Consider the following 23365-nt stretch of genomic DNA (forward strand, 5'->3'; position numbering starts at 1 on the left):
ACCTGGCAGCATTGTCGGACTGACTAGTCCACGGGGAGAGCCTCCTCATCGATCCGGGGATAGGTTTTTGCCTTCTTGGCGATGCCGAAGGCGGCCAGCAGACTCCTGAATCCACCGTTGACAACCCAGCCATAAATGCCATCGGGCATGAGCACAACCACGAAGATGAATAGGGCACCCTGAACGAAGAGCCAGGCCTCCGGCAGGGCCTCGCTTACCAGGCTGCGCAGATAGTTGACCAATGTGGCGCCGATGATGGGACCCACCAGGGTCCCCCGGCCGCCCACGGCCACCCAGATCACCATCTCGATCGAGAAGGAGATCGACATGTACTGGGGCGAAACGATCCCGGACTGCACGGTGTACAGCGCGCCAGAGATTCCGCACAGGGCCCCCGCCACCAGGAAGACGATGGTCTTGAACGGGACCGGATTGAAACCGGCAAAGCGAAATCTTGTCTCATCGTCACGGATGGCGATCAGGGCATCACCGAAGCGCCCGCTGGTGAAGTACCGGCAGATCAGAAAAGCGATGGGGAGCAGGATCACCGTGAGGCGGTAGAACCACACCTGCATGTCAGGGGAACCCACCAGTTGGCCGAACAGCTGCGAGGTGCTGGTTTTGAGGCCGTTGGTGCCGTCGAAAAGCTTCTGCTGGCCGTTGAAGAAGTGGAAGAACACCATCAACGCGGCTTGGGTGATGATGGAGAAATACACTCCTTTGATCCGGTTTCTGAAGATCAACCAACCCACCACACCAGCCACCACGGCTGGGATCACCCAGATGGCGATCAGCGTGAATACAGGTGACCAGAAGGGCTTCCAGAAAAAGGGCAGCTCAGCGACGCCGTAGTTCTCGAAAAATTTGGGGATGCCATTACCGCCAGCCAGGCTCTTGGTATTGAGCATCAGGTACATGGCCACCGCGTAGCCACCCAACGAGAAGAAGATCCCCTGACCCAGGCTCAGCAGACCGGTGTATCCCCAGATCAGATCGATCGCCAGAGCGGTGATGGCGAGCGCGAAATAGCGACCGAAGAGGTTGAGCCGGAAATCGTCGAGGCCAGCCGGCAGGATGAACAGGGCAACCGCCAGCAGAATCCAGGGGACAAGTCTTTGGAAGAGTTTCAAGGTAGAGGCCTCCTCGTGGGGAGATGGAACGGGAATCTGCAGCGGGTGGGGATGATCGGGTCAAGCATCGACCGAGCGACCCTTCTGGGGGAACATGCCGTTGGGACGGAACTGGAGGAAGACGATGATGAAGATGAAAACGAGGACCAGCGACATGCTCGTGGTCGCGAAAAATTCGGTGACCCCTCGGGCCGCCTCCGGCATATCCGGGAAGATGGTGAGCAAGGTTCCTGAGCCGATCACCGATTGAATGATCCCGAGCAGAATCGCTGCGATCACGGTGCCGAGCAGGTTGCCTACACCGCCCAGCACGATCACCATGAAGCAGGACACGATATACGCGGCCCCGAGGTTGGGGCCCACCGATCCCAGCAAAGTGATGGCGCACCCAGCCACCCCGGCCAGTCCGGATCCGATACCGAAGGTGATGCTGTCCACGCGATCGGTTGGAATACCGAGACAGTTGCTCATCTGACGGTTCTGGGTGACTGCGCGGATCCGCAGACCCCAGACGCTTTTATTCAGGAACCAGTAGGTGGCCAGAAGCAAAAGGGCCGACAGCAGGATGATGAAGATCCTCAGACCGGGCAGTTCGATGGTGCCGATCATCCCCCAGCTACCCTGCAGCCATTTCGGTGCCGTCACATCGATGTTGCGGGGACCGAACCAAGGCTTGGAGAGTGGCCGGAACTGATCGAAGAGATTCACGGCAATCAGACCGATGAGGATGGAGAGAGCCCAGCCCAGTCCATTGAGATAGGTGAAGAAAGGCTTCTGTGAGAACTTCGCGCGCAGTAACTTAGAAAGTAAGACCCCGGAAGCTACACCCACAATGATGCCAAGCATCATGGCCGTTGATACACTTCGAATCAGCTGGATGAGAATCAGGCTAACTCCCCAAGTGGCGAGCAGTGTTTCCAGGGGTCTGCCGTAAAGCTGTCGGATCAGCGTTCTCTCCAGCAGCACTCCAATCAATCCCGTGACGATGAAGGCAAGCACCAGAGAGACTGGGAAATACAGCTCGAAGATCACACCACCCATGGGTTTGAACGCCGACTGCACCACGTAGGTGACATAGGCGCCCAGCATCATGAACTCACCATGGGCGAGGTTGATGACCCCCATCAAGCCAAAAACGATGGCCAGACCGGTGGCTGCAAGCAGCAGAACCGATCCGATGCTGAGGCCATCGAGAATCTGAGAAAAGAAAAGTTCCAACGGAATGAATGTTGAAAGTTAGGTCCAGCATCGCTGACGCGACGCTGGACCAGGTCGAACGGGGTGGTGTATCGATCTGGACGGCGGGCGGTGGTTCCTGGAGGAACCACCGATTTTTCATCGCCTCCCGGGGATGGCCCTGATCACATCTTGAACTTGCCGGCATCAGGACGATCCTGAGTCCAGTCGCAGGTGTAACCCTTGGTTTCGGGCACGAACTGGTTCCAGGGGATGGGCGGAATGGCCTTCTTGCTGTCCTCGAGGATCTTGAACTGACCGTTGGCTTCAGCCTCACCGATCAACACACGCTCGGAGGTGTGGTGATTGGGGTACATTTCGATCTCGCCCTGGGGCGCATCGAATTTGATTCCGATCATGGTCTTGCGGACCTTGTCGAGATCTTCGAAGGTGCCAGCCTTCTCAACGGCGTTCTTCCAGAGGTATACCATGTTGTAGGCCGATTCAGCCGGGTCGCCGGTGACCCGATCGGCGCCATACATCGCCTGGAAGTCGGAGGTGAACTTCTTAGAAGCCGGGGTGTCCAGGCTCATGAAGAAGTTCCAGGCAGCGTAGGTGCCAGTGGTGTACTCGGGTCCGATCTGGCGGATTTCCTCCTCAGCGATCGAGAAGGACATGATCGGGTATTTTGCCGGATCAATGCCGGCGGCCTTGAACTGCTTGAAGAGAGCAACGTTGGAGTCGCCGTTCAAGGTGTTGATGATGATGCCACCATCAGGGAAGGCCTTCTTGATCTTGGCAATGATCGGGGCCACCTCGGTGTTGCCGAGAGGAATGTAGTCTTCGCCAACGGTTTCACCGCCAAGCGCCTTCATCTGCTCCTTGATGATGGTGTTGGCGGTTCGCGGATAGACGTAGTCGGAGCCGACCAAGTAAACCTTCTTGCCCAGTTTGTCGCCGTAGGTCTTCATCAGCCAGTCAACGGCTGGTTCGGCCTGCTGGTTGGGAACGGCGCCCGTGTAGAAGATGTTCTTGGAGCATTCCTGCCCCTCATACTGAATCGGGTAGAAGAGAATATGGGCACCTCGAAAAATCTACGTCGCTCCCTGACAGCCTATGAAATATGCAATAGAATTGGTTCAGTTCAACACAGCTGAATGGGACAGCGTGGATTCTGGGATGAGGAGAAGCGCATCCACAGGCTTCAGCAGAAGAAGCCCACGTTAGCGACCCTGTCCGAGACGATTCCCTGGGATGCCTTCAGGCCACTGCTGGAGCAGGGTTACAGCCATGAACGCAAGAGCAATGCTGGCCGTAAGCGGATTGATCCGATCATCCTCTTCAAGATGCTGGTGCTGCAGCAGCTGTTCAACCTCAGTGATGAGGAGCTGGAATTTCAGGTCAACGACAGACGCTCATTCGAGGAGTTTGTCGGACTGGGAGTGATGAACACCATTCCCGATGCCACCACTATTGCCTTCTTCCGCGAGCGGCTCCGCAAGGCGGGTGTTGTCGATGAGCTTTTTGAACGTTTTGAGGAGCACCTGCGGACCCATGGGCTGGAGGCCCGTGGTGGGCAGATCATCGATGCAACACTTGTCCCAGTTCCCAAACAGCGAAACTCAAGGGAGGAGAACAAGACCATCAAGGATGGAGCCATTCCAGAGAAGTGGTTGGACAAGCCAAACCGCTTGCGCCAGAAGGACACTGACGCTCGCTGGGTCAAGAAGAATGGCGTCAACCACTACGGCTACAAGAACAGCATCTGCATTGATGCCACTCACGGCTTCATTCGCAGATTTGCCATTACCCCAGCTAATATTCACGACAGCCAGATGCTTACGCAGGTGCTAGACCCTGAAAATAGGGATGACTTTGTCTGGGCTGATTCTGGCTATGCAGGTGCTCAGTTTGAGGATCTCCTGGACCTGGGTGGTTTTGAGAGCCGAATTCATGAAAAGGGCTCACGCTGCCATCCCTTGAGCGAGGAGGCCAAGGAACGGAACAAGGTCCGATCAACTGTACGGGCCAGGGTTGAGCATGTCTTTGGTGCAATCACAACCTGCATGCGCGGCAAGCTGACAAGGCGGATTGGACTGGCCAGAACGAAAGCTTGGTGGGGACTGCGTAATCTGACTTACAACTTTCTTCGATACCTGCATTGCAACTCAAAGGCAATGCTGGCTGTCTGATCATTCGGCAACGGGATAATTATCCCGCATTTAAGTCATGAATGTCAGTCATCAGGCGGATCTGCACGTGCAGAGGATGAGCATTTTGCTTCTCAAGGCAGCCTGGGTAGTGGCAATATTTCGAGGTGCCCATATGATTCTTGGCTTCATACACCGGCAGCATGGCTTTGCGGCTGGCGGAGGTCCAGCCTCCGAACACCACGGCCACCTTGTCGGAGTCGATCAGCTTCTGCGATTTCTCGGCAAAGGTGGGCCAATCGGAGGCACCATCTTCGGCAACGGCGACGATTTTGTATGACTTGCCGTCAACTTTGACGCCGCCGGCATCGTTGATCTCCTTGATCGCCATCTCTTCGACCTCTTTCAGGGTCGTTTCCGAGATAGCCATGGTGCCACTCAGGGAGTGGAGGATGCCAACTTTGACCTCGCCGTCGAAGTTGCCAGCGGAGTCTCCACCGCCACCGCCACCGCAGGACACCAGAGTGATGCTGACGGCGGAAGCAGCAAGTCCAGCAAACAGCCGCCGAGAGAGATTCTGAACCATTGGTGCTTTGTCAAGGTGAGGGTATGCCGCGATGCTGACGGCAGCTCGGAACTTACGGAGATCGCCCAGGGCGCTATGTATCCGATCGCACGAAACCTCTGTGCTGGCTCAGGGTGTGTGGATTTGCTGGTGAAGCCAGGTCCCTGACTCAGGCCCTTGGGCTGGGTAACTGTTCACGCAGAAAGGATTCGACACGCTCCAGGCCTTCTCCGCTGCGAAGGTTGGTGAAGCACCAGGGGCGGCCCGGTCGCATCAGTTCGGTGTCTCGTTGCATCACGCTCAGATCGGCGCCCACCATCGCTGCCAGATCGATCTTGTTGATCACCAGCAGGTCGGAGCGGGTGATGCCCGGCCCCCCCTTCCTGGGGATCTTGTCCCCGGCGGCCACGTCGATCACATAGATGCACAGATCCACCAGCTCCGGACTGAAGCTGGCCGCGAGATTGTCACCGCCGCTCTCCACCAGCACCAAATCGAGATCGGGGAACTGGATCTCCAGTTCCTCCACCGCGGCGCGGTTGATCGAGCAGTCTTCCCGGATAGCGGTGTGGGGGCAACCTCCCGTTTCCACCCCGCGGATGCGCTCGGGCTCCAGAGCGCCGGCGCGCGTCAGGAACTGGGCGTCTTCCTGGGTGTAGATGTCATTGGTGACCACCGCCAGCTCCAGCTCCTGGCGCAGCCGCCGGCAGAGGGCTTCAACGAGGGCCGTCTTGCCGGAGCCCACGGGTCCCGCCACTCCAACGCGCAGTTTGCTCATGCTGGTGGGCCGCCTTGAGGGTCAACTTCGAAACAGCCTGGAGTAAAGCTCGGCGTGGTGGAGCTGGCAGAGGCCAGAGCCGATGCCGCCGGTCCATTGCTCGCGGGGATCGGCGCGCGCCAGCTCGCGGCCCCGCTCCACCAGTAATGGTGCCAGGGCCAGCTGCAACCGTTGTCCCTGGGTGGGCCCAAGTGGCACCAGGCGCACGGCGGCACTGATCTGGTTGGCGCACCAGCCATAGAGGTAGGCCTCCACCAGATCAGGCAGTGGGAGCTCCAGGCAAAGACCCGCCCAGGCCCAGGCCGCCGGCCAGGCCAGCTCGACGGCAGGCTGCAGCGGCCAGCCCAGCTGCGCCAGCAGCTGCAGCAAGGAGCGTCCCATCTGACGTTGCTGGGACCGCAGTTCAGGCGCTTCGCGCTGGACCAGCAGCCAGCTGTCGAGATCCATCAACGTTGCCCGGGCACGCTGAGCCCCCTCGCTCTCGGTTCCCGCTGCAGCCATGAGCTGGTGCTGACGCAGGGCCTCCTGCAGAGGGCCCAGGGCCGCCGCCTCGATGCCGATGCTGCCGCGCCGGAGCTCGGCTTCGAGCCAGTCCTGCAGAGCCCTCGCCGTGGTGATGGTTCCCCTCTGCACCAACACCTCCAGCCCCTCCGAGTAGCTGAACGCCCCCACCGGCAAGGCGGGGCTCACCAGTTGCAGCAGATGCAGTCCGGCGACACTCATCGCGCCTGGTCGCCGTCGTGGTTGTGGTCGCCACTGTGGGCGTGGGAGTGGTTGTGGGAGTCACTGGCTGTGGCATAGGCACCCGGCTCCGGCAGAAACGGCTCCAGGCGGTGCTCCACCAACAGCCCCCGTTGCCGTATCAGCTCCTCCAGCACCCCGTCCTCCAGCAGCCTCAGCTCCCGGGGGCGCAGCTCCAGCGACACATGGCGGTTGCCCAGGTGGTAGGCGGCCTGCAGCAACGCCAGGGAATCCGGGCTGCGCACCACCAGCACCGGCTCAGGCGCTGGCTGCACCACCACCAGCACGCTGCGATCGGCCGGCATCAGCCGCTCCCCCGGCTCCAGGGCCGGTCCTCGCGGCAGGTGCAGCAGCAGTTCGCGCCCGCAGGAGGTGCGCCGCCGCCCGCGCAGGCTGGTGCGCTCCTGGGCGCTCAAGGGCAGATTCAGCGCCGGCATGAGCGCACCCGGCGCCTGCCCCTGGCCGCGCAACTCGAGCTGCAGCGGCGGTGTGACCTGGGGTGAACTCGAGCTCGGGGGCCTGGACACAGGGCCATCAGCCTCAGAACAAGGCGCCAGCCTCCCCAGGCCGGGAGGCAATCCCTGTGGCAATGGCTACCAAATCAGCTCTGGTGGCCTGGGCCAGGATTCCCCGGACACTGCCGAACTCTCAGGAGCGCAATTGCCCATGCTCAGCGCTCCCCCGAAGCCCTGGTGCGCAGAGGCCCACCTGCGCTTCCAGCGACCGGCTGATCGCGGCACCCAGCACCAGGGCGGTGCCACGGCCCCCCTCAAGATCCAGCGGGCCTTCGCCCGCGCTGATGGCCGCTGCGAACTGCCGCTGCTGCACACCGGCGGTGGTCTTGTGGGGGGCGATGAGCTGAGCATCGGAGCCGAGCTCGGGCCCCACAGCCGTGCCCTGATCACCAGCGTCGCCGCCCAGAAGGTGTATGGATCGGTGGGCCGCTCCCGCCTGGAGCCCCGGGGCAGCTGGAGCCGCCAGCGGCTGAGCTTCGAGCTGCTGGAGGGGGCGGACCTGGAATGGCTGCCCCAGGAGCTGGTGGTGTTCGCAGGAGGTCTGATCGAGCAGAGCTGCCGGGTGGAGCTGGCCGAGGGGGCCAGCTGGCTCGGGGCCGATGTGGTGCGCCTGGGCCGCAGTGCCGATGCCGAAACCCTGGGGGAGGGCTGCTGGCGCTCGCGCCTGGAGGTTCGCCGGCAGGGGCGCTGGAGCGTGGTCGATCAACTCGAGCTGTCGGGAGAGACCTTGCGCTCCCCCCACGGGCTGGCGGGGATGCCCGTGTTCGGCAGCCTGGTCTGGGCGGCGCCGGCGCCGGTGCCGGAAGCTCTTCTGGAGCTTTGCCGAGCCGATCGGACCGGGCTGGAGGGGGAGATGGCCTGCGGCCGGCTCGATCAGGGGCTGGTGGCGCGTTACCGGGGCGGCTCCACCCAGGCGGCCCGCTGGTGGTTCACCCGCATCTGGGCCAGGATCCGCGCCGAGCGGGGCCTGGCGGTGCCGGTTCTCCCCCGGGTGTGGCCGTTCCAGGAGGATCCCTGGCTCGACACCTCGGACGGGATCGTCAGGCCCCGCTTGGCCGGTAAGCCGGAGTTCAGCTGAGCTCAGGGCTCATCGGGGCCGGCAGGACGGCTGCGGCCAGTGACGCATCACCACAAGCCCCAGCACCACGAGCACGGCCGGGATCAGGCCGATGCAGAGGCGGATCATCACCAGAGCCGGATGGGGCTGGCCACCGACCAGCCCCGCCACGTAGCCGCTCCAGCTGAGCAGGTTTCCCAGCAGAAACACCGACACGGCGCTGCCCAGCTTCTGGGTCATCACCATCCAGGCGGTGAACAGCCCGGCCGGCCGCTCCGGATCGGCGTCGATCGCGTCGGGCAGCAACGACCAGGGCAGCAGGTAGGCGGTGGCGGCCCCCAGGCCCAGCAGAATCACCACCCCCACCAGCAGCGAGAACTTCAGGCCGTTGCCCCCAGGGGCCAGCGGGGCCGCGGCGGCATCCAGCGGCACCAGCACCATGGCCAGACCCCCCATGGCGATCCAGACGCCACAGCCCCAGCGCAGGGCGACCAGCCGTCCCCGTCGGGCCGCCAGCCGGCTCCACAGCTCCAGCCCTGCCATGGCACTCAGCTGGAAGGGGATCAGCATCCAGGTGCTCCAGGCCTGGGGCAGATGCATCACCTCGGTGAGATAGAGCAACGACACTGGCTGCATCAGTTGCAGCGCTCCCCAGAGCAGGAGATACAGGCCCACCACCCGCAGGAAGCGGCCATTGCGCCGGATGCGTCCCAGCTGGGCGGTGATGGGCTCGGGTGACCCCGAGGGCCGGCGGCACACCCGTGCGGCCGGCGCCAACCCCCAGGCGGACAGCAGGGTGCCGACGACCACCACCGCTCCTGCGGCCACCCCCATCGCCAGGTAGCCCGGGGCGCCGTAGCCCACCAGCAGCGCGCCGAGCATCAGGCCCAGCAGGCTGCTGAGAATCGAGCCGGTGAATCGGGCCGCGTTGAGGCGGGTGCGCAGCCGGGTGTCTTCGCTGAGCTCGGTGGCCAGGGCGCAGAAGGGCAGGTTCACGCCTGTGTAGGCGGCCATGAACACCACGGAGATCAGCACGAACCAGCCAAAGCGCAGCAGTTCACCACCGGGAGGGAACCACCACATCAGCGCCATGCTCAGCCCGAGGGGTACCGCGCTCCAGACCATCCAGGGGAGGCGGGGCCCGAAGCGGCTGCGGGTGCGGTCGCTGAGCCAGCCCAACAGCTGATCGTTGATGGCGTCCCAGAGCCGGCCCACCATCAGCACCAGGCCAGCCAGCCAGGGGGGCAGCCCGGCGATCTTCGTGTAGAAGACGAACAGATAGAAGCCGATCAGGGCCGCCGCCAGCCCGGTGCCGGCGTCACCGAGGCCGTAGGCGAGCACCGTCCGGCGACGCAGGGCCGCCGGCAGCTCCAGCAGATCGATCGGCTCGGCCATGGCGGTGGGGCTGCTTGGACTCCGAGCATGCTGGTCTCGAGGCCGCGAGCCGGCGGTGAAAGTTCCTGCTGAACCTGGCGGCCTGCCAGGCCACTGCCAGAGTGCCTGCGGAACGCCCCGGCCCATGTATCTCACTCCCCAGGAGAAGGACAAGCTGCTGATCGTCACCGCAGCGCTTCTGGCGGAGCGCCGGCTGCAGCGGGGTCTGCGCCTCAACCATCCCGAGGCAGTGGCCTGGCTCAGCTTTCTTGTGCTCGAGGGGGCCCGCGACGGCCGCAGCGTGGCTGAACTGATGGCCGAGGGCACCACCTGGCTCAGCCGCGAGCAGGTGATGGAGGGGGTGCCGGAGCTGATCCCCGAGGTGCAGATGGAGGCCACTTTTCCTGATGGCACCAAGCTCGTCACCCTGCATGAACCGATCCGATGATTCCCGGCGAACTTTTTCCTGAGCCCGGCAGCCTCGAGCTCAACGCCGGCCGGCCGGTCACCACGATCGAGGTGGCCAACCGGGGTGATCGTCCTGTGCAGGTGGGATCCCACTTCCACTTCCACGAGGCCAACCATGCCCTGGTCTTCGATCGGGAGGCGGCTCGGGGCCAGCGCCTCGACATCCCCGCCGGCACCGCGATCCGCTTCGAGCCGGGGGATCAACGTCCCGTTCAGCTGGTGCCCCTGGCCGGATCCCGCTGTGTGTTCGGCTTCAACGGCCTGATCAACGGCCCCCTCGACTGATCTCCCACGGGCCACACCGCCCATCCCCCGTTCCTTCGCCACCCGCACCAGCCATGCCCTATCGGATGGACCGCCGGGCCTACGCCGAGACCTATGGCCCCACCACCGGCGACCGGCTGCGGCTGGCTGACACCGAGCTGATTCTGGAGGTGGAGGACGACTTCACCAGCTACGGCGAGGAGGTGAAGTTCGGCGGCGGCAAGGTGATCCGCGACGGCATGGGCCAGGCCCAGACCTCCCGCGCCGACGGGGCGGTGGACACGGTGATCACCAACGCCCTCATCCTCGATTGGTGGGGGATCGTCAAGGCCGATGTGGGCCTGCGCGACGGACGCATCTGCGCCATCGGCAAGGCAGGGAACCCCGACATCACCGACGGGGTGACGATCGTGGTGGGGCCCGGCACCGAGGCGATCGCCGGGGAGGGCCACATCCTCACCGCCGGCGGCATCGACACCCACATCCATTTCATCTGCCCGCAGCAGATCGAAACGGCCCTGGCCTCAGGGGTCACCACCCTGCTGGGCGGCGGCACCGGCCCGGCCACCGGCACCAATGCCACCACCTGCACCCCCGGGGCCTTCCATCTGGCCCGGATGTTCCAGGCCGCTGAAGGCCTGCCCGTGAACCTGGGCTTCTATGGCAAGGGCAACGCCAGCACGCCCGAGGCGCTCGAGGAGCAGGTGCGGGCCGGAGCCTGCGGTCTCAAGCTCCACGAAGACTGGGGCACCACCCCGGCGGCGATCGATTGCTGTCTCACCGTGGCCGACCAGCTCGACGTGCAGGTCTGCATCCACTCCGACACCCTCAATGAGGCGGGTTTTGTGGAGGACACGATCCGGGCGATCGGCGGCCGCACCATCCACACCTTCCACACCGAGGGGGCCGGCGGCGGCCATGCCCCGGACATCATCCGGATCTGCGGCGAGGCCAACGTGCTGCCCAGCTCCACCAACCCCACCCGCCCCTACACCCGCAACACGCTCGAGGAACACCTCGACATGCTGATGGTGTGCCACCACCTCGATGCGGCCATCCCCGAAGACGTGGCCTTCGCCGAATCGCGCATCCGCCGCGAAACCATTGCCGCCGAGGACATCCTCCACGACCTGGGGGCCTTCAGCATCATCGCCAGCGACTCCCAGGCCATGGGCCGGGTGGGTGAGGTGATCACCCGTACCTTCCAGACCGCCCACAAGATGAAGGTGCAGCGCGGCACCCTGCCGGAGGACAGCGCCGGTGCGGGCCGCGGCCGCAACGACAACGTGCGCCTCAAGCGCTATGTGGCCAAATTCACGATCAACCCGGCGATCGCCCACGGCCTCGACAGCCAGATCGGCTCGGTGGAAGTGGGCAAACTGGCTGATCTGGTGCTCTGGAAGCCCGGCTTCTTCGGGGTCAAGCCGGAGCTGGTGGTCAAGGGGGGCTCGATCGTCTGGGCCCAGATGGGTGATGCCAACGCCTCGATCCCCACCCCCGGTCCGGTGCACGGACGGCCGATGTTCGCGGCCTACGGCGGCGCCCTCGCCCCCAGCTGCCTCACCTTCCTGAGCCAGGCGGCCCTCGACGATGACCTGCCCCGCAAGCTGGGCCTGAAGCGGCCCTGCGTGCCGGTGGTTCACACCCGTGGCATCGGCAAGGCCCAGATGCGCAACAACAGCGCCCTGCCCAAGGTGGAGGTGGATCCCCAGACCTATGAGGTCTTCGCCGACGGTGAACTGCTCACCTGCGAGCCCGCCGACGAGCTGCCGATGGCGCAGCTCTACTTCCTGCTCTGAGGGCCCGCGCCAACAACGGGCCCTGGCCGGGTGTGGATCTGGATCGATCCAGCTCAACCCACCGGCAATCGGTAGCGATAACCACCAGAGTTGTCAATGCCGCTGTCCATGATCAAGCCATGGCCACGCCAGCGTCGATGTTCACTGACTACAAGCCCAGCAAGGGTTACGACGAGTATTTCAGCGCCGCCTCCGAGCCGCGCTCGGCCCTGAGTCCCCTGCTCTCGTCCCTCGGTCAGCTGGGGATCGAGGAGATCAACCGCAACCATGCCGCCGCCGGCATGTTGCTCAAGCGCCTCGGCGCCACCTTCCGCCTCAACGGCTCCGGTGAGCGGGGCGGTGAGCGGATCCTTCCCTTCGATCCCCTGCCGCGTCTGATCCGCTCGGGCGAATGGCAGCGGCTGGAACTCGGCCTGATTCAGCGGCTGGAAGCGATCGACAGCTTCCTGGGCGATGTCTACGGCGATCAGAAAATCCTCAGCGACGGGGTCGTGCCCCGGGAGGATGTCGAGAGCTCCCAGGGCTGGCGGCCCCAGATGCAGGGGTTCAAGCCGCCCCTGGGCCGCTGGTGCCACATTTCCGGGCTTGATCTGATCCGCGACGGCCAGGGCACCTGGCGGGTGCTGGAGGACAACCTGCGCTGCCCCTCGGGGGTGGCCTACTTCCTCGAGAACCGCCGCGTGATGAAGCGGATGTTCCCCAGCCTCTTCGCCGGCCGCACGGTGCAGCCCATCGACGACTATCCGTCGCACCTGCTGCAGACCCTGCGCGACCTGGCCCCCTGGACCGACACCCCCAAGGTGGTGCTGCTCACCCCCGGGGTCTTCAACAGCGCCTACTTCGAGCACAGCTACCTGGCCCAGCAGATGGGCATCCAGCTGGTGGAGGGTCGCGATCTGGTCTGTGAGGGGAACCGGGTCTGGATGCGCAGCACCTCCGGGCTTGAGCCGGTGGATGTGATCTACCGCCGGATCGACGACGACTTCCTCGATCCGGCCGTGTTCCGCCCCGACTCGATGCTGGGGGTGCGCGGGCTGATGGAGGCCTACCGGGCCGGGCGCGTGGCGATCGCCAACGCCCCCGGCACCGGTGTGGCCGACGACAAGCTGATTTATGCCTACGTGCCGGAGATGATCCGCTACTACCTGGGGGAGGAGCCGATCATCGAGAACGTGCCTACCTACATCTGCTCGCGGCCCGACGACCAGGCCTATGTGCTCGCCCATCTCAGCGAACTGGTGGTCAAGTCGGTGGCGGAGGCGGGCGGCTACGGCATGCTGATCGGCCCCCATGCCGATCAGGCCGAGATCCTCTCCTTCGCCGAGAAGATCAAGGCCGATCCCCGCAATTTCATCGCCCAGCCCACCCTGGAGCTCTCCACCGTGCCTTCCCTCAGTGAAGGCGAGCTCTACCCCTGTCACGTCGATCTGCGTCCCTACGTGCTGCGGGGCAAGGGCGCCTGGGTGAGCCCCGGGGGTCTCACCCGCGTGGCCCTGCGCCGCGGCTCCCTGGTGGTGAACTCCTCCCAGGGAGGAGGCTGCAAGGACACCTGGATCGTGGATGAGACTTCATGCTGAGCCGCGTCGCCGAATCCCTCTACTGGATCAACCGCTACGTGGAGCGGGCGGAGAACATCTCCCGCTTCCTTGAGGTGAGCGAGGCCATGGCCCTCGACTGCCCCCCCGGCAGTGCCGAGCCCTGGCTGCCGCTGATCGACGCCAGCGGCGACCGTGAACTCTTCGATCAGATCTTCCCCGCTGGGGGGCCCGAAGAGGTGGTGCGCTTCCTGGTCCAGGAGCCGGACAATCCCAGCAGCATCGTCAACTGCATCGACGCGGCCCGCGAGAACGCCCGCCAGATCCGAGAGGTGATCACCACTGAGATGTGGGAGCAGCTCAACGATCTCTATCTCACCCTGCTCGAGAGTGATTCGTTCTGGCGGCTTCCCGGCCAGGAGCAGCTCCACGAGGTCCGCAAGGCCTGTCAGCTCTTCTACGGCATCACCGATGCCACCTTGAGCCGTGACCTCTCCTGGCAGTTCAGCAAACTGGGTCGACTGGTGGAGCGCGCCGACAAGACCAGCCGCATCCTCGACGTCAAGTACTACCTGCTGCTTCCCAGCCCCGAGGAGGTGGGCGGTGTGCTCGATGAGCTGCAATGGATTTCGCTGCTGCGCTCCGCCGGGGCGTACCAGATGTTCCGCCAGTCGCAGCAACAGGGCATCACCCCCCGGGCCGTGGCCGAGTTCCTGCTGCTCGATCCCATCTTTCCCCGCTCGGTGCGCTACTGCCTCGAAGGTCTCAGCAAGTCCATGCGGGTCATCCGCGGCAATCCGGTGCCCGGCCCCCCCGACGACCTCGAGTGCCTGACGGGACGCATGCTCGCCACCTGGAGCTACGTGCGCATCGACGAGCTGATCTCCCAGGGGCTGCATGAGGCCATCGACCGTTTCCAGGGCGATCTCAACCGCCTGCATGCCTTGATCGACGCCAACTACTTCGTCGTGGCCTCGCCCCAGGCGGAGCCGGACGACACTGCCGCGGCCGCCGACCCCAGCCCCTCCTCCAGCACCGTCGTTCCTGCATCCTCGGCATGCGCGCCCGCGTAACCCACACCCTCAGTTACCGCTATACAGCTCCTGTCCTGCTGGGTCCGCACCGCATCTGCCTGAAGCCAAGGGCCCATGGCTTCCAGCGCCTGCTCAGCTTCGATCTCTATCTCTCCCCGGATCCCCATCGCCTTCACCCGCTGGTGGCCGCCAGTGGCGACGACATCCTGCGGGCGCGCTTCAGCGGCGCCACCGATGCTTTCGACATCCGCTCCCAGTGCGAGGTGGAGACCCAGGTGCCGCCCCTGCTGCAGGTTTGCCTGGAGGAGAACGAGCCGTCCCTGCCCTATCCCAAGGGCCAGCTCAACGGCGACCTGCTGGGCAGTCTTGAGGGCTGGCTGCCGAATGGCCAGCACGATCCTGCCGCCGTGGAACTGGCCCAGGAGGCCCTGATGGGCAGTGATCAGCGGGCGCTGATGTTCCTCGATCAGCTGGTGGAGATGATTCAGGACCGGGTCAAGTACACCCAGCGGCACATCGGGCCGGCCTGGCCCGCCGGACGCACCCTCAAGGAGCGGGTGGGGTCCTGCCGCGATCTGGCGGTGCTGATGATCGAGGCCTGCCGCTGCGTGGGGCTGCCGGCTCGCTTCGTGAGCGGATACCACCTGGTGGAGCCCAGGCCCGACCGCTACGACCTGCACGCCTGGGCTGAGGTGTACCTGCCGGGGGCCGGCTGGCGTGGCTTTGATCCCAGCGGCATGGGGGCCATCGACGATCGCTACATCCCCCTGGCCACCTCCTCCAAGCCCAACCTGGCCGCGGCCGTGATGGGAAGCTTCAGCGGCCCCGCGGGGGTCACCAGCGAGATGCAATGGTCGATTGCGGCCGAAGTGCTGAGCGAGGACCACACCGTGCCCAACCTCCTGCACTTCTGAGGCGAACCTTCAGGGAACCTGGAATGAACCTGAATCGGTAACCGTTCCAGCAGCGATGGGGGGGTGTCCCGCAGCATGAAGGGACGAGTCGACCCGATCCGCCTCCATGGCAGCCAGCACCGTCCCCCCCACCGACCTCGGCGCGTCGCCATCCCTGGATGGCCACGCCCTGGCCGAGGCGATGCGCCGTCATCTGTTCTTCACCCAGGCCAAGTCACCGTCGCTGGCCACCAGTCACGACTACTACCGCGCCCTGGCGATGGCCGTGCGCGATCAGCTGCTGCAGAGCTGGGTGGACACGGCCGAGGCCTACACCCAGAGCGGGGTGCGCACGGTGTCCTACCTCTCTGCCGAGTATCTGCTTGGTCCTCACCTGGAGAACAACCTGGTCAATCTGGGCCTGCGCGAGGCGGCCCAGGAAGCCTGTGATGAGCTGGGCCTCGATCTGATGCATCTGATCGCCCAGGAGCCGGAACCGGGCCTGGGTAACGGCGGTCTGGGACGCCTGGCGGCCTGTTTCCAGGAATCGATGGCCAGCCTTGAGCTGCCGGCGATCGGCTACGGCATCCGCTACGAATTTGGCATCTTCCGCCAGCAGATCAAGGCCGGCAGCCAGGTGGAGAGCACCGATCCCTGGTTGGCCCAGGGCAACCCCTGGGAAGTCATCCGCGCCGAATGGACCTATCCAGTCACGATCGGGGGCCACACCGTGATGGGCGTGGCCTACGACACCCCGATCCTGGGCTACGGCGTTCACACCGCCAACACCCTGCGGCTGTGGTCGGCCCAGGCGCCGGAATCCTTTGACTTCGCCTCCTTCAATGCCGGTGACTACACCCGGGCGGTGCTGCAGAAGATCAATTCGGAGACCCTCTCGAAGGTGCTCTATCCGAACGATGAGACCGACCAGGGCAAGCAGCTGCGCCTGAGTCAGCAGATCTTCTTTGTGAGCTGCTCCCTGCAGGACATGTTCCGCATCCTCAAGGGGCAGGGGTTGCCGGTCACGGAGTTCCACACCAAGTTCGCCGTTCAGCTCAACGACACCCACCCGGCCATTGCCGTGGCTGAACTGATGCGGCTGCTGATCGATGAGCACGGCGTGGACTGGGACACCGCCTGGTCGATCACCACGTCCTGCGTCAGCTACACCAACCACACCCTGCTGCCGGAGGCCCTGGAGACCTGGGGTGTCGACCTGTTCGAGCAGTTGCTGCCGCGCCAGCTGGAGATCATTTACGAGATCAACACCCGCTTCCTGCGCATGGTGCGCATCCGCCATCCAGGTCAGCCGGCTCTGCTGGAGCGGATGTCGCTGATTCAGGAGGGTCCGCACCGCAAGGTGCGCATGGCCAACCTGGCGGTGGTGGGCAGCCATCGGGTCAACGGTGTGGCTGAGCTGCACAGCAAGCTGGTGCGCAAGGACCTCTTCGCTCCCTTCGTGGAGCTGTGGCCGGACAAGTTCACCAACGTGACCAACGGCGTCACCCCCCGGCGCTGGATCGCCGTGGCCAACCCGTCGCTCTCGGACCTGCTCGATGACACCATCGGCAGCAACTGGCGCCGCGACCTCGGCGAGCTCTCCCGCCTCGAGTCTTATGCCGATGACGGAGGCTTCCTGGAGCGCTGGCGTGGTGTTCGGGATCACAACAAACAGCGCCTCGCCAACCTGATCCACCAGCAGCTGGGCGTGCTCGTGGATCCCGCCTCCCTGTTCGATGTGCAGGTGAAGCGGATTCACGAATACAAGCGCCAGCATCTGGCGGCTCTGCAGATCGTCGAGCGTTATCTGCGTATCCGCAACGGCGAGGACCTGCCGCCGCGCACCTTCATCTTCGGCGGCAAGGCGGCGCCGGGCTACGCCATGGCCAAGCTGATCATCCGCCTGATCGGCGGCATCGCCGAGATCGTGAACATGGATCCGGCCATGGACGGGCGCCTGCGGGTGGTGTTCCTGCCCAACTTCAGCGTCAGCCTGGGGCAGAAGGTCTACCCGGCGGTGGATCTCTCCGAGCAGATCTCCACCGCCGGCCTGGAGGCCTCCGGCACCGGCAACATGAAGATGGCGCTGAATGGGGCCGTCACGATCGGCACCCTCGATGGCGCCAACATCGAGATCAGGGATCTCGTCGGCCACGAGAACTTCTTCCTGTTCGGCCACACCGCCGAGCAGCTGGAGGTGATCAACAGGAGCGGGTACCACCCGATGCCCTGGCTGGAGAACGACCCGATCGCGCGGGAGGCCATCGACCTGATCGGCTCGGGTCATTTCAGCGAGGGAGATCGCGACCTGTTCCACCCCCTGCTGGCCAACCTCTGCGGCAGCGATCCCTTCCGGGTCATGGCCGACATCGGCGACTACCGCAAGGCCCACAACGCCGTGGATGCCGCCTGGGTGGATTCCGTCGGCTGGAGCCGGATGTCGTTGCTCAATTCCGCCCGTTGCGGTTTCTTCAGCAGCGACCGCTCGATCCGCGACTATGCAGAGCGGATCTGGAACGTGGAGTCGATGCCCATCAATGCCTGCACGGTGCTGCCCTCGGCCCAGCCGGGTTCCCGCTGAGCCGATGGTGGTCACTGAGTCGATCCGGCACGCCTCCGCTGATGCCGGCTGGATGGCCGTCACCGCCGCGGAGGCGGAGCGGCGCCTGAGCGCCAAAGGCATCCAGCTCACCCTCGGTGGTGAGCCCACGGTGGTGCCGGTCGAGCCCGAGGGGGCCGAATGGTCGGTGGCTGCCGATGGCCCCACCAAGCTGCGCTATGCGCGGCGGCTGGCCGCTGAACTGCAGCGGCGGGTCTGGCCCGGCAGCACCCTGATGTATTGCCCGGGCAAGCGCTACGACGGCGAGGTCAACCCCCGCTGGGCGCTGCGGCTGATCACGGGCCTCGATGGCACTCCCCTGGTGCCCTGGCCTCAGCAGGCGCCGGCCTCATCCCCGGCCGATCAGGCCGCTCCCCTCCCCCTGCCGGCCAAGCGGGCCGAGGACTTCCTGCATGGGATCGGCAAGGCCCTGGGCCATGAGGTGCACCCCCTGCGGCTGAAGGATCCCCTTGACCCCAGCTCCAAGATCTGGGCTGTCCCCCTGTCCCACAGCACCCCGACAGAGGAGGAACCTGATCTCCCCGAAGGCTGGCAGGCCGCCCGCTGGCCCCTGGCCAAGCCCTTGCGCGAGCTGCTTCCCGCCAGCGGCCCGGCGGGGCTGCGCCTGCCGCTGCAGCATTTCCCCGAGGGGGTGCTGCGCCAGGTGCTCACCCTGGAGGTGAGCCGCAATGGCTGGAACCTCTTCCTGCCGCCGCTGCCCCGCCAGCCCCTTGAGCAGCTGCTGCATCTGATCGCCGAGGCCAGTGCCGGCTGGAGTCAGCCTGAACTCAGCGGCGTGCTCCCCTCGGATCTCGATGGTTGCTGGAACGTGCTGGGCCTGACGGCCGATCCCGGCGTGCTGGAGGTGAATCTGCCGGTCTGTCACGGCTGGGCGGACTACAACTTCTGGATCCGCACCCTGAGCGAGGCCTCGGAAGCGGTGGGTCTGCGCAGCTGGAAGCAGCTGGGGGAGCGCCAGGAAGGCACCGGCGGTGGCAACCATCTGCTCTGGGGAGGCCCCAGCCTCGAGACCAATCCCTTCTTCTCAAGGCCGGCCTGGCTGGTGGCGATCCTGCGCTTCTGGCAGCGGCACCCCAGCCTCTCCTACCTGTTCGGCAACAGCTCCGTCGGACCGGCCTCCCAGGCCCCCCGCCTCGATGAAGGCAGTGCCAGTTCCCTTGATCTGCTGCTGGCCCACCGGGCGATCGAATCCCTGCCTGAGGGGGATCAGCGCATCCTGATCAGCGAGACCCTGCGCCACCTCCATGCCGACCGCAGTGGCAACACCCACCGCAGCGAGATCAGCTTCGACAAGTTCTGGAATCCCGCCTGGGCGGCCGGCTGCCAGGGCCTGATCGAGTTCCGGGCCATCGAAACCCTGCCCGATCCCGACTGGACCGCAGCCATCGCCCTGCTCTGGAGCGCCCTGGCCGCCCACCTGCTCGATCCGGCCCACCGCCCCAGCCGGCTCGAGCCCTTCGGCGAGCGTCTTCATGACGCGATGCAGCTGCCGCAGGCCATCTGGTCCGACCTCCAGGCGGTGCTGGATCTGCTGGCCCGAGATGGTCTGGTGCTGGAGCCTGAACCCTTCCGCGCGATCTGGGAGTGGCGTTTCCCCCTGCTGCTGAACTGGGAGCAGGAGGGCGCCCGCCTGGAGATCCGCCGGGCTCTCGAGCCCTGGCCCCTGCTCTGCGACACCCCGGTGCAGGGGGGCAATACCAGCCGCTTTGTCGACAGTTCCCTGCAGCGTCTGGAGCTGAAGGCCAACACGGCGTTCCTGCAGTCGTGTTCGCTGCGCTTGAACGGCCGGGAGCTGCCCCTGGGCGACGGCTGGCTCGGCCTGCGCTACCGCCACAGCCGCCTCTATCCCTCACTCCACCCCTGCGTCGATCCCCACCTGCCGCTGAGGCTGGAGATCAGCGGTCTGGCCTCGGCCCCGGCCCGTTTCGAGCTTGGGGCCGAGGGCTCGGAGCGGATCACCTTCGAGCCTATCGCCGTTCCCCAGGCTGGCGACAGTGCAGCGGAGGGCGATGGGCCTGAGCCCAACCATGACTGGAGCCCCCAGGCCCCCCCATGGCCCGCACCTTCGGCGGGTCTGCGCACCCTTGATCTGAGGCTGGGATGAGCCAACTGCTGATCACCGGCGGTGCTGGCTTCATCGGAAGCCACACCTGCCTGGTGCTGCTGGAAGCGGGCCACCACCTGGTGGTGCTCGATGACTTCTCCAACAGTTCTCCCGAAGCCCTGCGGCGCGTCCAGGAGCTGGCCGGCCCGGTTGCGGCCCCACGGCTGCAGCTGATCGAAGGCGATCTGCGCAGCTCAGGGGATCTGGAGCGGGCTTTTGCCGTGGCGCCGATCGAGGCCGTGGTCCACTTCGCCGGCCTCAAGGCCGTGGCTGAATCGGTGGCCGATCCCCTGCGTTACTGGGATGTGAACCTGAGTGGCAGCCGCGCCCTGCTGGCGGCCATGGTTCAGGCCGGCTGCCGCACGATCGTCTTCAGCAGCAGTGCCACCCTCTACGGCTCCCCGGAGTCGGTGCCGATTGCCGAATCCGCCAGGGTCGCACCGGTGAACCCCTATGGCTACTCCAAGGCTGCGGTGGAGCAGATGCTTGCTGATGTGTACGCCAGCGAGCCGGGCTGGCGGGTGGCGCGGCTGCGCTACTTCAACCCGGTCGGTGCCCACCCCAGCGGACGCATTGGCGAGGATCCAGGCGGCATCCCGAACAATCTGTTCCCCTTCCTCAGCCAGGTGGCGGTGGGCCGCCGGCCACGGTTGCAAGTGTTCGGCTCCGACTGGCCCACCGCCGATGGCACCGGCGTCCGCGATTACATCCACGTGATGGATCTGGCGGACGGCCACCGGGCAGCCCTCGAGGTGCTGATGGCTGAGCCCCCCCAGCTGCTCACCCTCAACCTGGGCAGCGGCCGGGGCCATTCGGTGCTGGAGCTGCTGGCGGCCTTCGAGCGGGCCTGCGGCTCCCCCGTTCCCTATGACCTGGTGCCAAGGCGCCCCGGGGATGTGGCGGCCACGGTGGCGGATCCGTCGCTGGCGCAGCGGCGCCTGGCCTGGCGCACCCAGCGCGACCTCGACGCCATCTGCCGCGATGGCTGGGCCTGGCAGAGTGCCAATCCCAAGGGCTATGGGCCGCGTGGGGACTGAGGACCCACTCCAGCAGCACCTGATCCTGGCCGGGGGCGGCCACAGCCATGCCCTGCTGCTGCGCCGCTGGGCGATGGAGGGTCATCCCAGCGGGGTGCTGATCACCCTGGTCAGCCGCGCCAGCACCGCCCTCTACAGCGGCATGGTGCCGGGCCTGATCGCCGGGCTGTATGGCCGCCGTGAGACCGCCATCGATCTGCGCCGCCTCTGCGACCGCGCTGGGGTGCGTTTCGTGCGGGCCGAGATCACCGGCTTGGATCCGGCCAAGCGTGAGCTGCGGCTGGCCGGCCGTCCCCCCTTGCGCTGGGACCGGCTCAGCCTGGATGTGGGGGCCGTTACCCCGGGCTCCGGCGGGCTGGCGATCAAGCCGCTGGAGCCGTTCCTGGCCTGGTCAGAGTCGCTGGCGCCAGGCGGTGCTCCCTGCCGGGTGCTGGGCGGTGGGGCGGCCGGGGTGGAGGTGGCCCTGGCTCTGAAGGCCCGGGGCCTGCGGGTGGAGCTGGTGCGACGCGGGGACAGCCTTGCCCTGGGCTCGCCTGGGGCCAACCGGGCCGGCGAGCGGATGCTGGCGGCGGCGGGCGTGGCCCTGAGGAATCCAGATCCCGAAGCCGACGTCGGCGTGCCGGCCGATGGTCCGGGTCCCCTGGTGCGTTGCACGGGCAGCCGGGCTCCGCACTGGCTGGCGGCCAGCGGACTGCCCAGTGACCCGGCCACGGGCCGGGTGTTCACGGAGGCCAGCCTTGAGGTGGAGGGGCATCCCGGCGTGTTCGCCTGCGGCGACTGCGGTTTGGTGCGCTCGGCACCTCGCCCACCCAGCGGGGTGTGGGCGGTGCGGGTGGCCCCTGTACTGGCGGCCAACCTGCGCCGCTCCCTGCACGGTGAACCCCTGCGCCCCTGGCATCCCCCCCGCCATGCCCTGCAGCTGCTGGGCGATGGCGGTGCCGTCGATGGCCAGCCCCGTGCCCTGGCCCAGTGGGGATCGTTCTGCCTGGGGCCCTCCCGCTGGCTGTGGTGGTGCAAGGCCTGGATCGACCGCCGCTTCATCAGCCGCTTCCAGGCCCTGGCTCCCATGGTCGAAGAGAGCCCCTGTCGGGGCTGCGCCGCCAAGCTGGGTGCCGCTCCACTGCGAGGGGCCCTGGAGCGGCTGGGTGTGGCCGCGGCCGGGGTGTGGTCGGCGGATCAGGGTTCGCCCGGGGGTGACGACGCCGCCGTGATCGCCGGTTCCCTGGATCAAGGACTGCTGCTGCAGAGCCTCGATGGCTTCCCCGCCCTGGTGGGCGACGACTGGCTGAACGGGCGGCTCACCGCCCTGCATGCCTGCTCCGACCTCTGGGCCTGTGGGGCCCGGGTGGAGAGTGTCCTGGCCCTGGTGACCCTGCCGCGGGGAACGGCGGCGCTGCAGGAGGAGTGGTTGCTGCAGACCCTGGCCGGGGTGCTCTCCGTGCTCGATCCCCTCGGCGCCCGGCTGGTGGGGGGGCACACCCTGGAGCAGCGCACCACCTCGGAGGGACTCAGCCTCGCCCTGAGCGTGACCGGCCGCTCTGAGCCTGGCCGCTTCTGGGCCAAGGGCGATCTGGCTGCCGGTGATCGGTTGCTGCTCAGCCGCCCGATCGGCAGTGGCGTGCTTTTTGCGGGAGCGATGGCCGGTGCGGCGGAGCCGGAATGGATCGATGGGGCCCTGGAGGTGATGGCTCAGAGCCAGCAGCCGCTGGTGGAGCTGCTGGCCGCCCATGGCTGCCGCGCCTGCACCGATGTGACGGGGTTCGGGCTGCTGGGGCACCTCGGCGAGATGCTGGAGGCCGCGGCGGAACCCCTGCGGGTGGTGCTGGAGCCGCAGGCCCTGCCCGCCTTCTCCGGGGCGCTGGAGCTGCTGGAGCGGGGCTTCGCCAGCAGCCTGGCGCCCGCCAACCGCAGCGCCTGGGTGGAGCTGGAGACCGGCAGGGTTCAGGCCGCGGCGCTCAAGGCCCCCTTGCGGGAGCTGCTGATCGACCCACAGACCTGTGGTCCGCTGCTGGCGTCAATGCCGGCGGCGGCGGCTCAGGCGGCACTGGCCGCTGTGCGAACAGCCGGATTCCCCCGGGCCGAGCTGATCGGGACGGTGGTGGCCGCCCCGGCCTGATCAGCTCGG

At 66.0% G+C, this 23365-nt stretch carries 18 protein-coding genes and 2 pseudogenes; 12 read left to right on the forward strand and 8 right to left on the reverse strand.

From position 1 onward, the window contains the following. Nucleotides 1-23: 23 nt before the first annotated feature. From urtC to WH5701_RS12960, 3 genes and pseudogenes are all read right to left on the reverse strand, one after another. Nucleotides 24-1130: an urea ABC transporter permease subunit UrtC gene (gene urtC / locus WH5701_RS12950; RefSeq protein WP_006172927.1), complete on the reverse strand. Its 1107-nt coding sequence runs from the start codon at nucleotides 1128-1130 to the stop codon at nucleotides 24-26. A gap of 60 nt (nucleotides 1131-1190) precedes the next feature. Continuing rightward, nucleotides 1191-2348, reverse strand: coding sequence for an urea ABC transporter permease subunit UrtB (locus WH5701_RS12955; RefSeq protein WP_006172928.1), 1158 nt, complete (start codon nucleotides 2346-2348; stop codon nucleotides 1191-1193). 143 nt (nucleotides 2349-2491) lie between these two features. Further along, nucleotides 2492-3385, reverse strand: a pseudogene (locus tag WH5701_RS12960) (transporter substrate-binding protein); the annotation flags it as partial. Nucleotides 3386-3463: 78 nt separating this feature from the next. Between WH5701_RS12960 and WH5701_RS12965 the strand changes: the two are divergent. Further along, entirely contained in the window at nucleotides 3464-4498 is a 1035-nt protein-coding gene (locus WH5701_RS12965; RefSeq protein WP_006170455.1) for an IS5 family transposase, read from the forward strand. A gap of 85 nt (nucleotides 4499-4583) precedes the next feature. Here WH5701_RS12965 and WH5701_RS12970 read toward each other — a convergent pair. From WH5701_RS12970 to ureE, 4 genes and pseudogenes are all read right to left on the reverse strand, one after another. Further along, nucleotides 4584-5042, reverse strand: a pseudogene (locus tag WH5701_RS12970) (transporter substrate-binding protein); the annotation flags it as partial. A gap of 148 nt (nucleotides 5043-5190) precedes the next feature. Continuing rightward, complete coding sequence (gene ureG / locus WH5701_RS12975; RefSeq protein WP_006172931.1) at nucleotides 5191-5799, reverse strand: urease accessory protein UreG; 609 nt, start codon at nucleotides 5797-5799, stop codon at nucleotides 5191-5193. A gap of 21 nt (nucleotides 5800-5820) precedes the next feature. After that, entirely contained in the window at nucleotides 5821-6522 is a 702-nt protein-coding gene (locus WH5701_RS12980; RefSeq protein WP_006172932.1) for an urease accessory protein UreF, read from the reverse strand. After that, complete coding sequence (gene ureE / locus WH5701_RS12985) at nucleotides 6519-7067, reverse strand: urease accessory protein UreE (protein WP_037981103.1); 549 nt, start codon at nucleotides 7065-7067, stop codon at nucleotides 6519-6521. Before ureE ends, WH5701_RS12980 begins: the two co-directional genes overlap by 4 nt. A gap of 139 nt (nucleotides 7068-7206) precedes the next feature. Here ureE and WH5701_RS12990 point away from each other — a divergent pair, with 139 nt between their 5' ends. Then, nucleotides 7207-8133, forward strand: a complete 927-nt coding sequence (locus tag WH5701_RS12990; RefSeq protein ID WP_083781928.1) for an urease accessory protein UreD — start codon at nucleotides 7207-7209, stop codon at nucleotides 8131-8133. Between the two features lie 9 nt (nucleotides 8134-8142). On the opposite strand, the gene WH5701_RS12995 is transcribed toward WH5701_RS12990, so the two are convergent. After that, nucleotides 8143-9507: an MFS transporter gene (locus WH5701_RS12995; protein WP_006172935.1), complete on the reverse strand. Its 1365-nt coding sequence runs from the start codon at nucleotides 9505-9507 to the stop codon at nucleotides 8143-8145. A gap of 124 nt (nucleotides 9508-9631) precedes the next feature. Between WH5701_RS12995 and WH5701_RS13000 the strand changes: the two genes are divergently transcribed. The 10 genes from WH5701_RS13000 to selD all read left to right on the forward strand — a co-directional run bounded on the left by WH5701_RS13000 (nucleotide 9632) and on the right by selD (nucleotide 23356). Next, complete coding sequence (locus tag WH5701_RS13000) at nucleotides 9632-9934, forward strand: urease subunit gamma (protein ID WP_006172936.1); 303 nt, start codon at nucleotides 9632-9634, stop codon at nucleotides 9932-9934. Further along, complete coding sequence (locus tag WH5701_RS13005; RefSeq protein WP_006172937.1) at nucleotides 9931-10239, forward strand: urease subunit beta; 309 nt, start codon at nucleotides 9931-9933, stop codon at nucleotides 10237-10239. The genes WH5701_RS13000 and WH5701_RS13005 overlap by 4 nt, the downstream gene beginning before the upstream one ends. Nucleotides 10240-10292: 53 nt before the next feature. Continuing rightward, entirely contained in the window at nucleotides 10293-12017 is a 1725-nt protein-coding gene (gene ureC / locus WH5701_RS13010; protein ID WP_006172938.1) for an urease subunit alpha, read from the forward strand. A 137-nt stretch (nucleotides 12018-12154) separates the two neighbouring features. Further along, complete coding sequence (locus WH5701_RS13015) at nucleotides 12155-13594, forward strand: circularly permuted type 2 ATP-grasp protein (protein ID WP_006172939.1); 1440 nt, start codon at nucleotides 12155-12157, stop codon at nucleotides 13592-13594. Next, the gene (locus tag WH5701_RS13020) at nucleotides 13588-14625 is read left to right on the forward strand and encodes an alpha-E domain-containing protein (protein ID WP_006172940.1); all 1038 of its coding nucleotides are present in this window, start codon (nucleotides 13588-13590) and stop codon (nucleotides 14623-14625) included. Before WH5701_RS13015 ends, WH5701_RS13020 begins: the two co-directional genes overlap by 7 nt. Then, on the forward strand, nucleotides 14610-15500 hold the full coding sequence (locus WH5701_RS13025) for a transglutaminase family protein (RefSeq protein ID WP_006172941.1): 891 nt from the start codon (nucleotides 14610-14612) through the stop codon (nucleotides 15498-15500). Before WH5701_RS13020 ends, WH5701_RS13025 begins: the two co-directional genes overlap by 16 nt. 106 nt (nucleotides 15501-15606) lie before the next feature. After that, a complete protein-coding gene (locus WH5701_RS13030; protein WP_006172942.1) occupies nucleotides 15607-18060 on the forward strand; it encodes a glycogen/starch/alpha-glucan phosphorylase in 2454 nt (817 codons plus the stop codon). A gap of 4 nt (nucleotides 18061-18064) precedes the next feature. Continuing rightward, nucleotides 18065-20203, forward strand: coding sequence for a transglutaminase family protein (locus WH5701_RS13035; RefSeq protein WP_232201916.1), 2139 nt, complete (start codon nucleotides 18065-18067; stop codon nucleotides 20201-20203). Beyond that, entirely contained in the window at nucleotides 20200-21240 is a 1041-nt protein-coding gene (galE, locus tag WH5701_RS13040) for a UDP-glucose 4-epimerase GalE (protein ID WP_006172944.1), read from the forward strand. The genes WH5701_RS13035 and galE overlap by 4 nt, the downstream gene beginning before the upstream one ends. Then, nucleotides 21221-23356: a selenide, water dikinase SelD gene (gene selD, locus WH5701_RS13045; protein WP_006172945.1), complete on the forward strand. Its 2136-nt coding sequence runs from the start codon at nucleotides 21221-21223 to the stop codon at nucleotides 23354-23356. Before galE ends, selD begins: the two co-directional genes overlap by 20 nt. Nucleotides 23357-23365: the final 9 nt, after the last annotated feature.

The organism is Synechococcus sp. WH 5701 (assembly GCF_000153045.1).
Classification (GTDB): domain Bacteria; phylum Cyanobacteriota; class Cyanobacteriia; order PCC-6307; family Cyanobiaceae; genus Regnicoccus_A; species Regnicoccus_A antarcticus.

Bases quoted from the DNA above. Each gene is read 5' to 3' on its own strand.
- WH5701_RS13000 (WP_006172936.1), top strand. From the start codon at position 9,632: ATGTATCTCACTCCCCAGGAGAAGGACAAGCTGCTGATCGTCACCGCA.
- WH5701_RS12990 (WP_083781928.1), top strand. From the start codon at position 7,207: ATGCTCAGCGCTCCCCCGAAGCCCTGGTGCGCAGAGGCCCACCTGCGC.
- ureC (WP_006172938.1), top strand. From the start codon at position 10,293: ATGCCCTATCGGATGGACCGCCGGGCCTACGCCGAGACCTATGGCCCC.
- WH5701_RS13035 (WP_232201916.1), top strand. From the start codon at position 18,065: ATGGTGGTCACTGAGTCGATCCGGCACGCCTCCGCTGATGCCGGCTGG.
- WH5701_RS12965 (WP_006170455.1), top strand. From the start codon at position 3,464: ATGGGACAGCGTGGATTCTGGGATGAGGAGAAGCGCATCCACAGGCTT.
- WH5701_RS13020 (WP_006172940.1), top strand. From the start codon at position 13,588: ATGCTGAGCCGCGTCGCCGAATCCCTCTACTGGATCAACCGCTACGTG.
- selD (WP_006172945.1), top strand. From the start codon at position 21,221: ATGGGCCGCGTGGGGACTGAGGACCCACTCCAGCAGCACCTGATCCTG.
- WH5701_RS12980 (WP_006172932.1), bottom strand. From the start codon at position 6,522: ATGAGTGTCGCCGGACTGCATCTGCTGCAACTGGTGAGCCCCGCCTTG.
- ureG (WP_006172931.1), bottom strand. From the start codon at position 5,799: ATGAGCAAACTGCGCGTTGGAGTGGCGGGACCCGTGGGCTCCGGCAAG.
- WH5701_RS13015 (WP_006172939.1), top strand. From the start codon at position 12,155: ATGTTCACTGACTACAAGCCCAGCAAGGGTTACGACGAGTATTTCAGC.
- WH5701_RS13025 (WP_006172941.1), top strand. From the start codon at position 14,610: ATGCGCGCCCGCGTAACCCACACCCTCAGTTACCGCTATACAGCTCCT.
- WH5701_RS13030 (WP_006172942.1), top strand. From the start codon at position 15,607: ATGGCAGCCAGCACCGTCCCCCCCACCGACCTCGGCGCGTCGCCATCC.
- galE (WP_006172944.1), top strand. From the start codon at position 20,200: ATGAGCCAACTGCTGATCACCGGCGGTGCTGGCTTCATCGGAAGCCAC.
- WH5701_RS13005 (WP_006172937.1), top strand. From the start codon at position 9,931: ATGATTCCCGGCGAACTTTTTCCTGAGCCCGGCAGCCTCGAGCTCAAC.
- WH5701_RS12995 (WP_006172935.1), bottom strand. From the start codon at position 9,507: ATGGCCGAGCCGATCGATCTGCTGGAGCTGCCGGCGGCCCTGCGTCGC.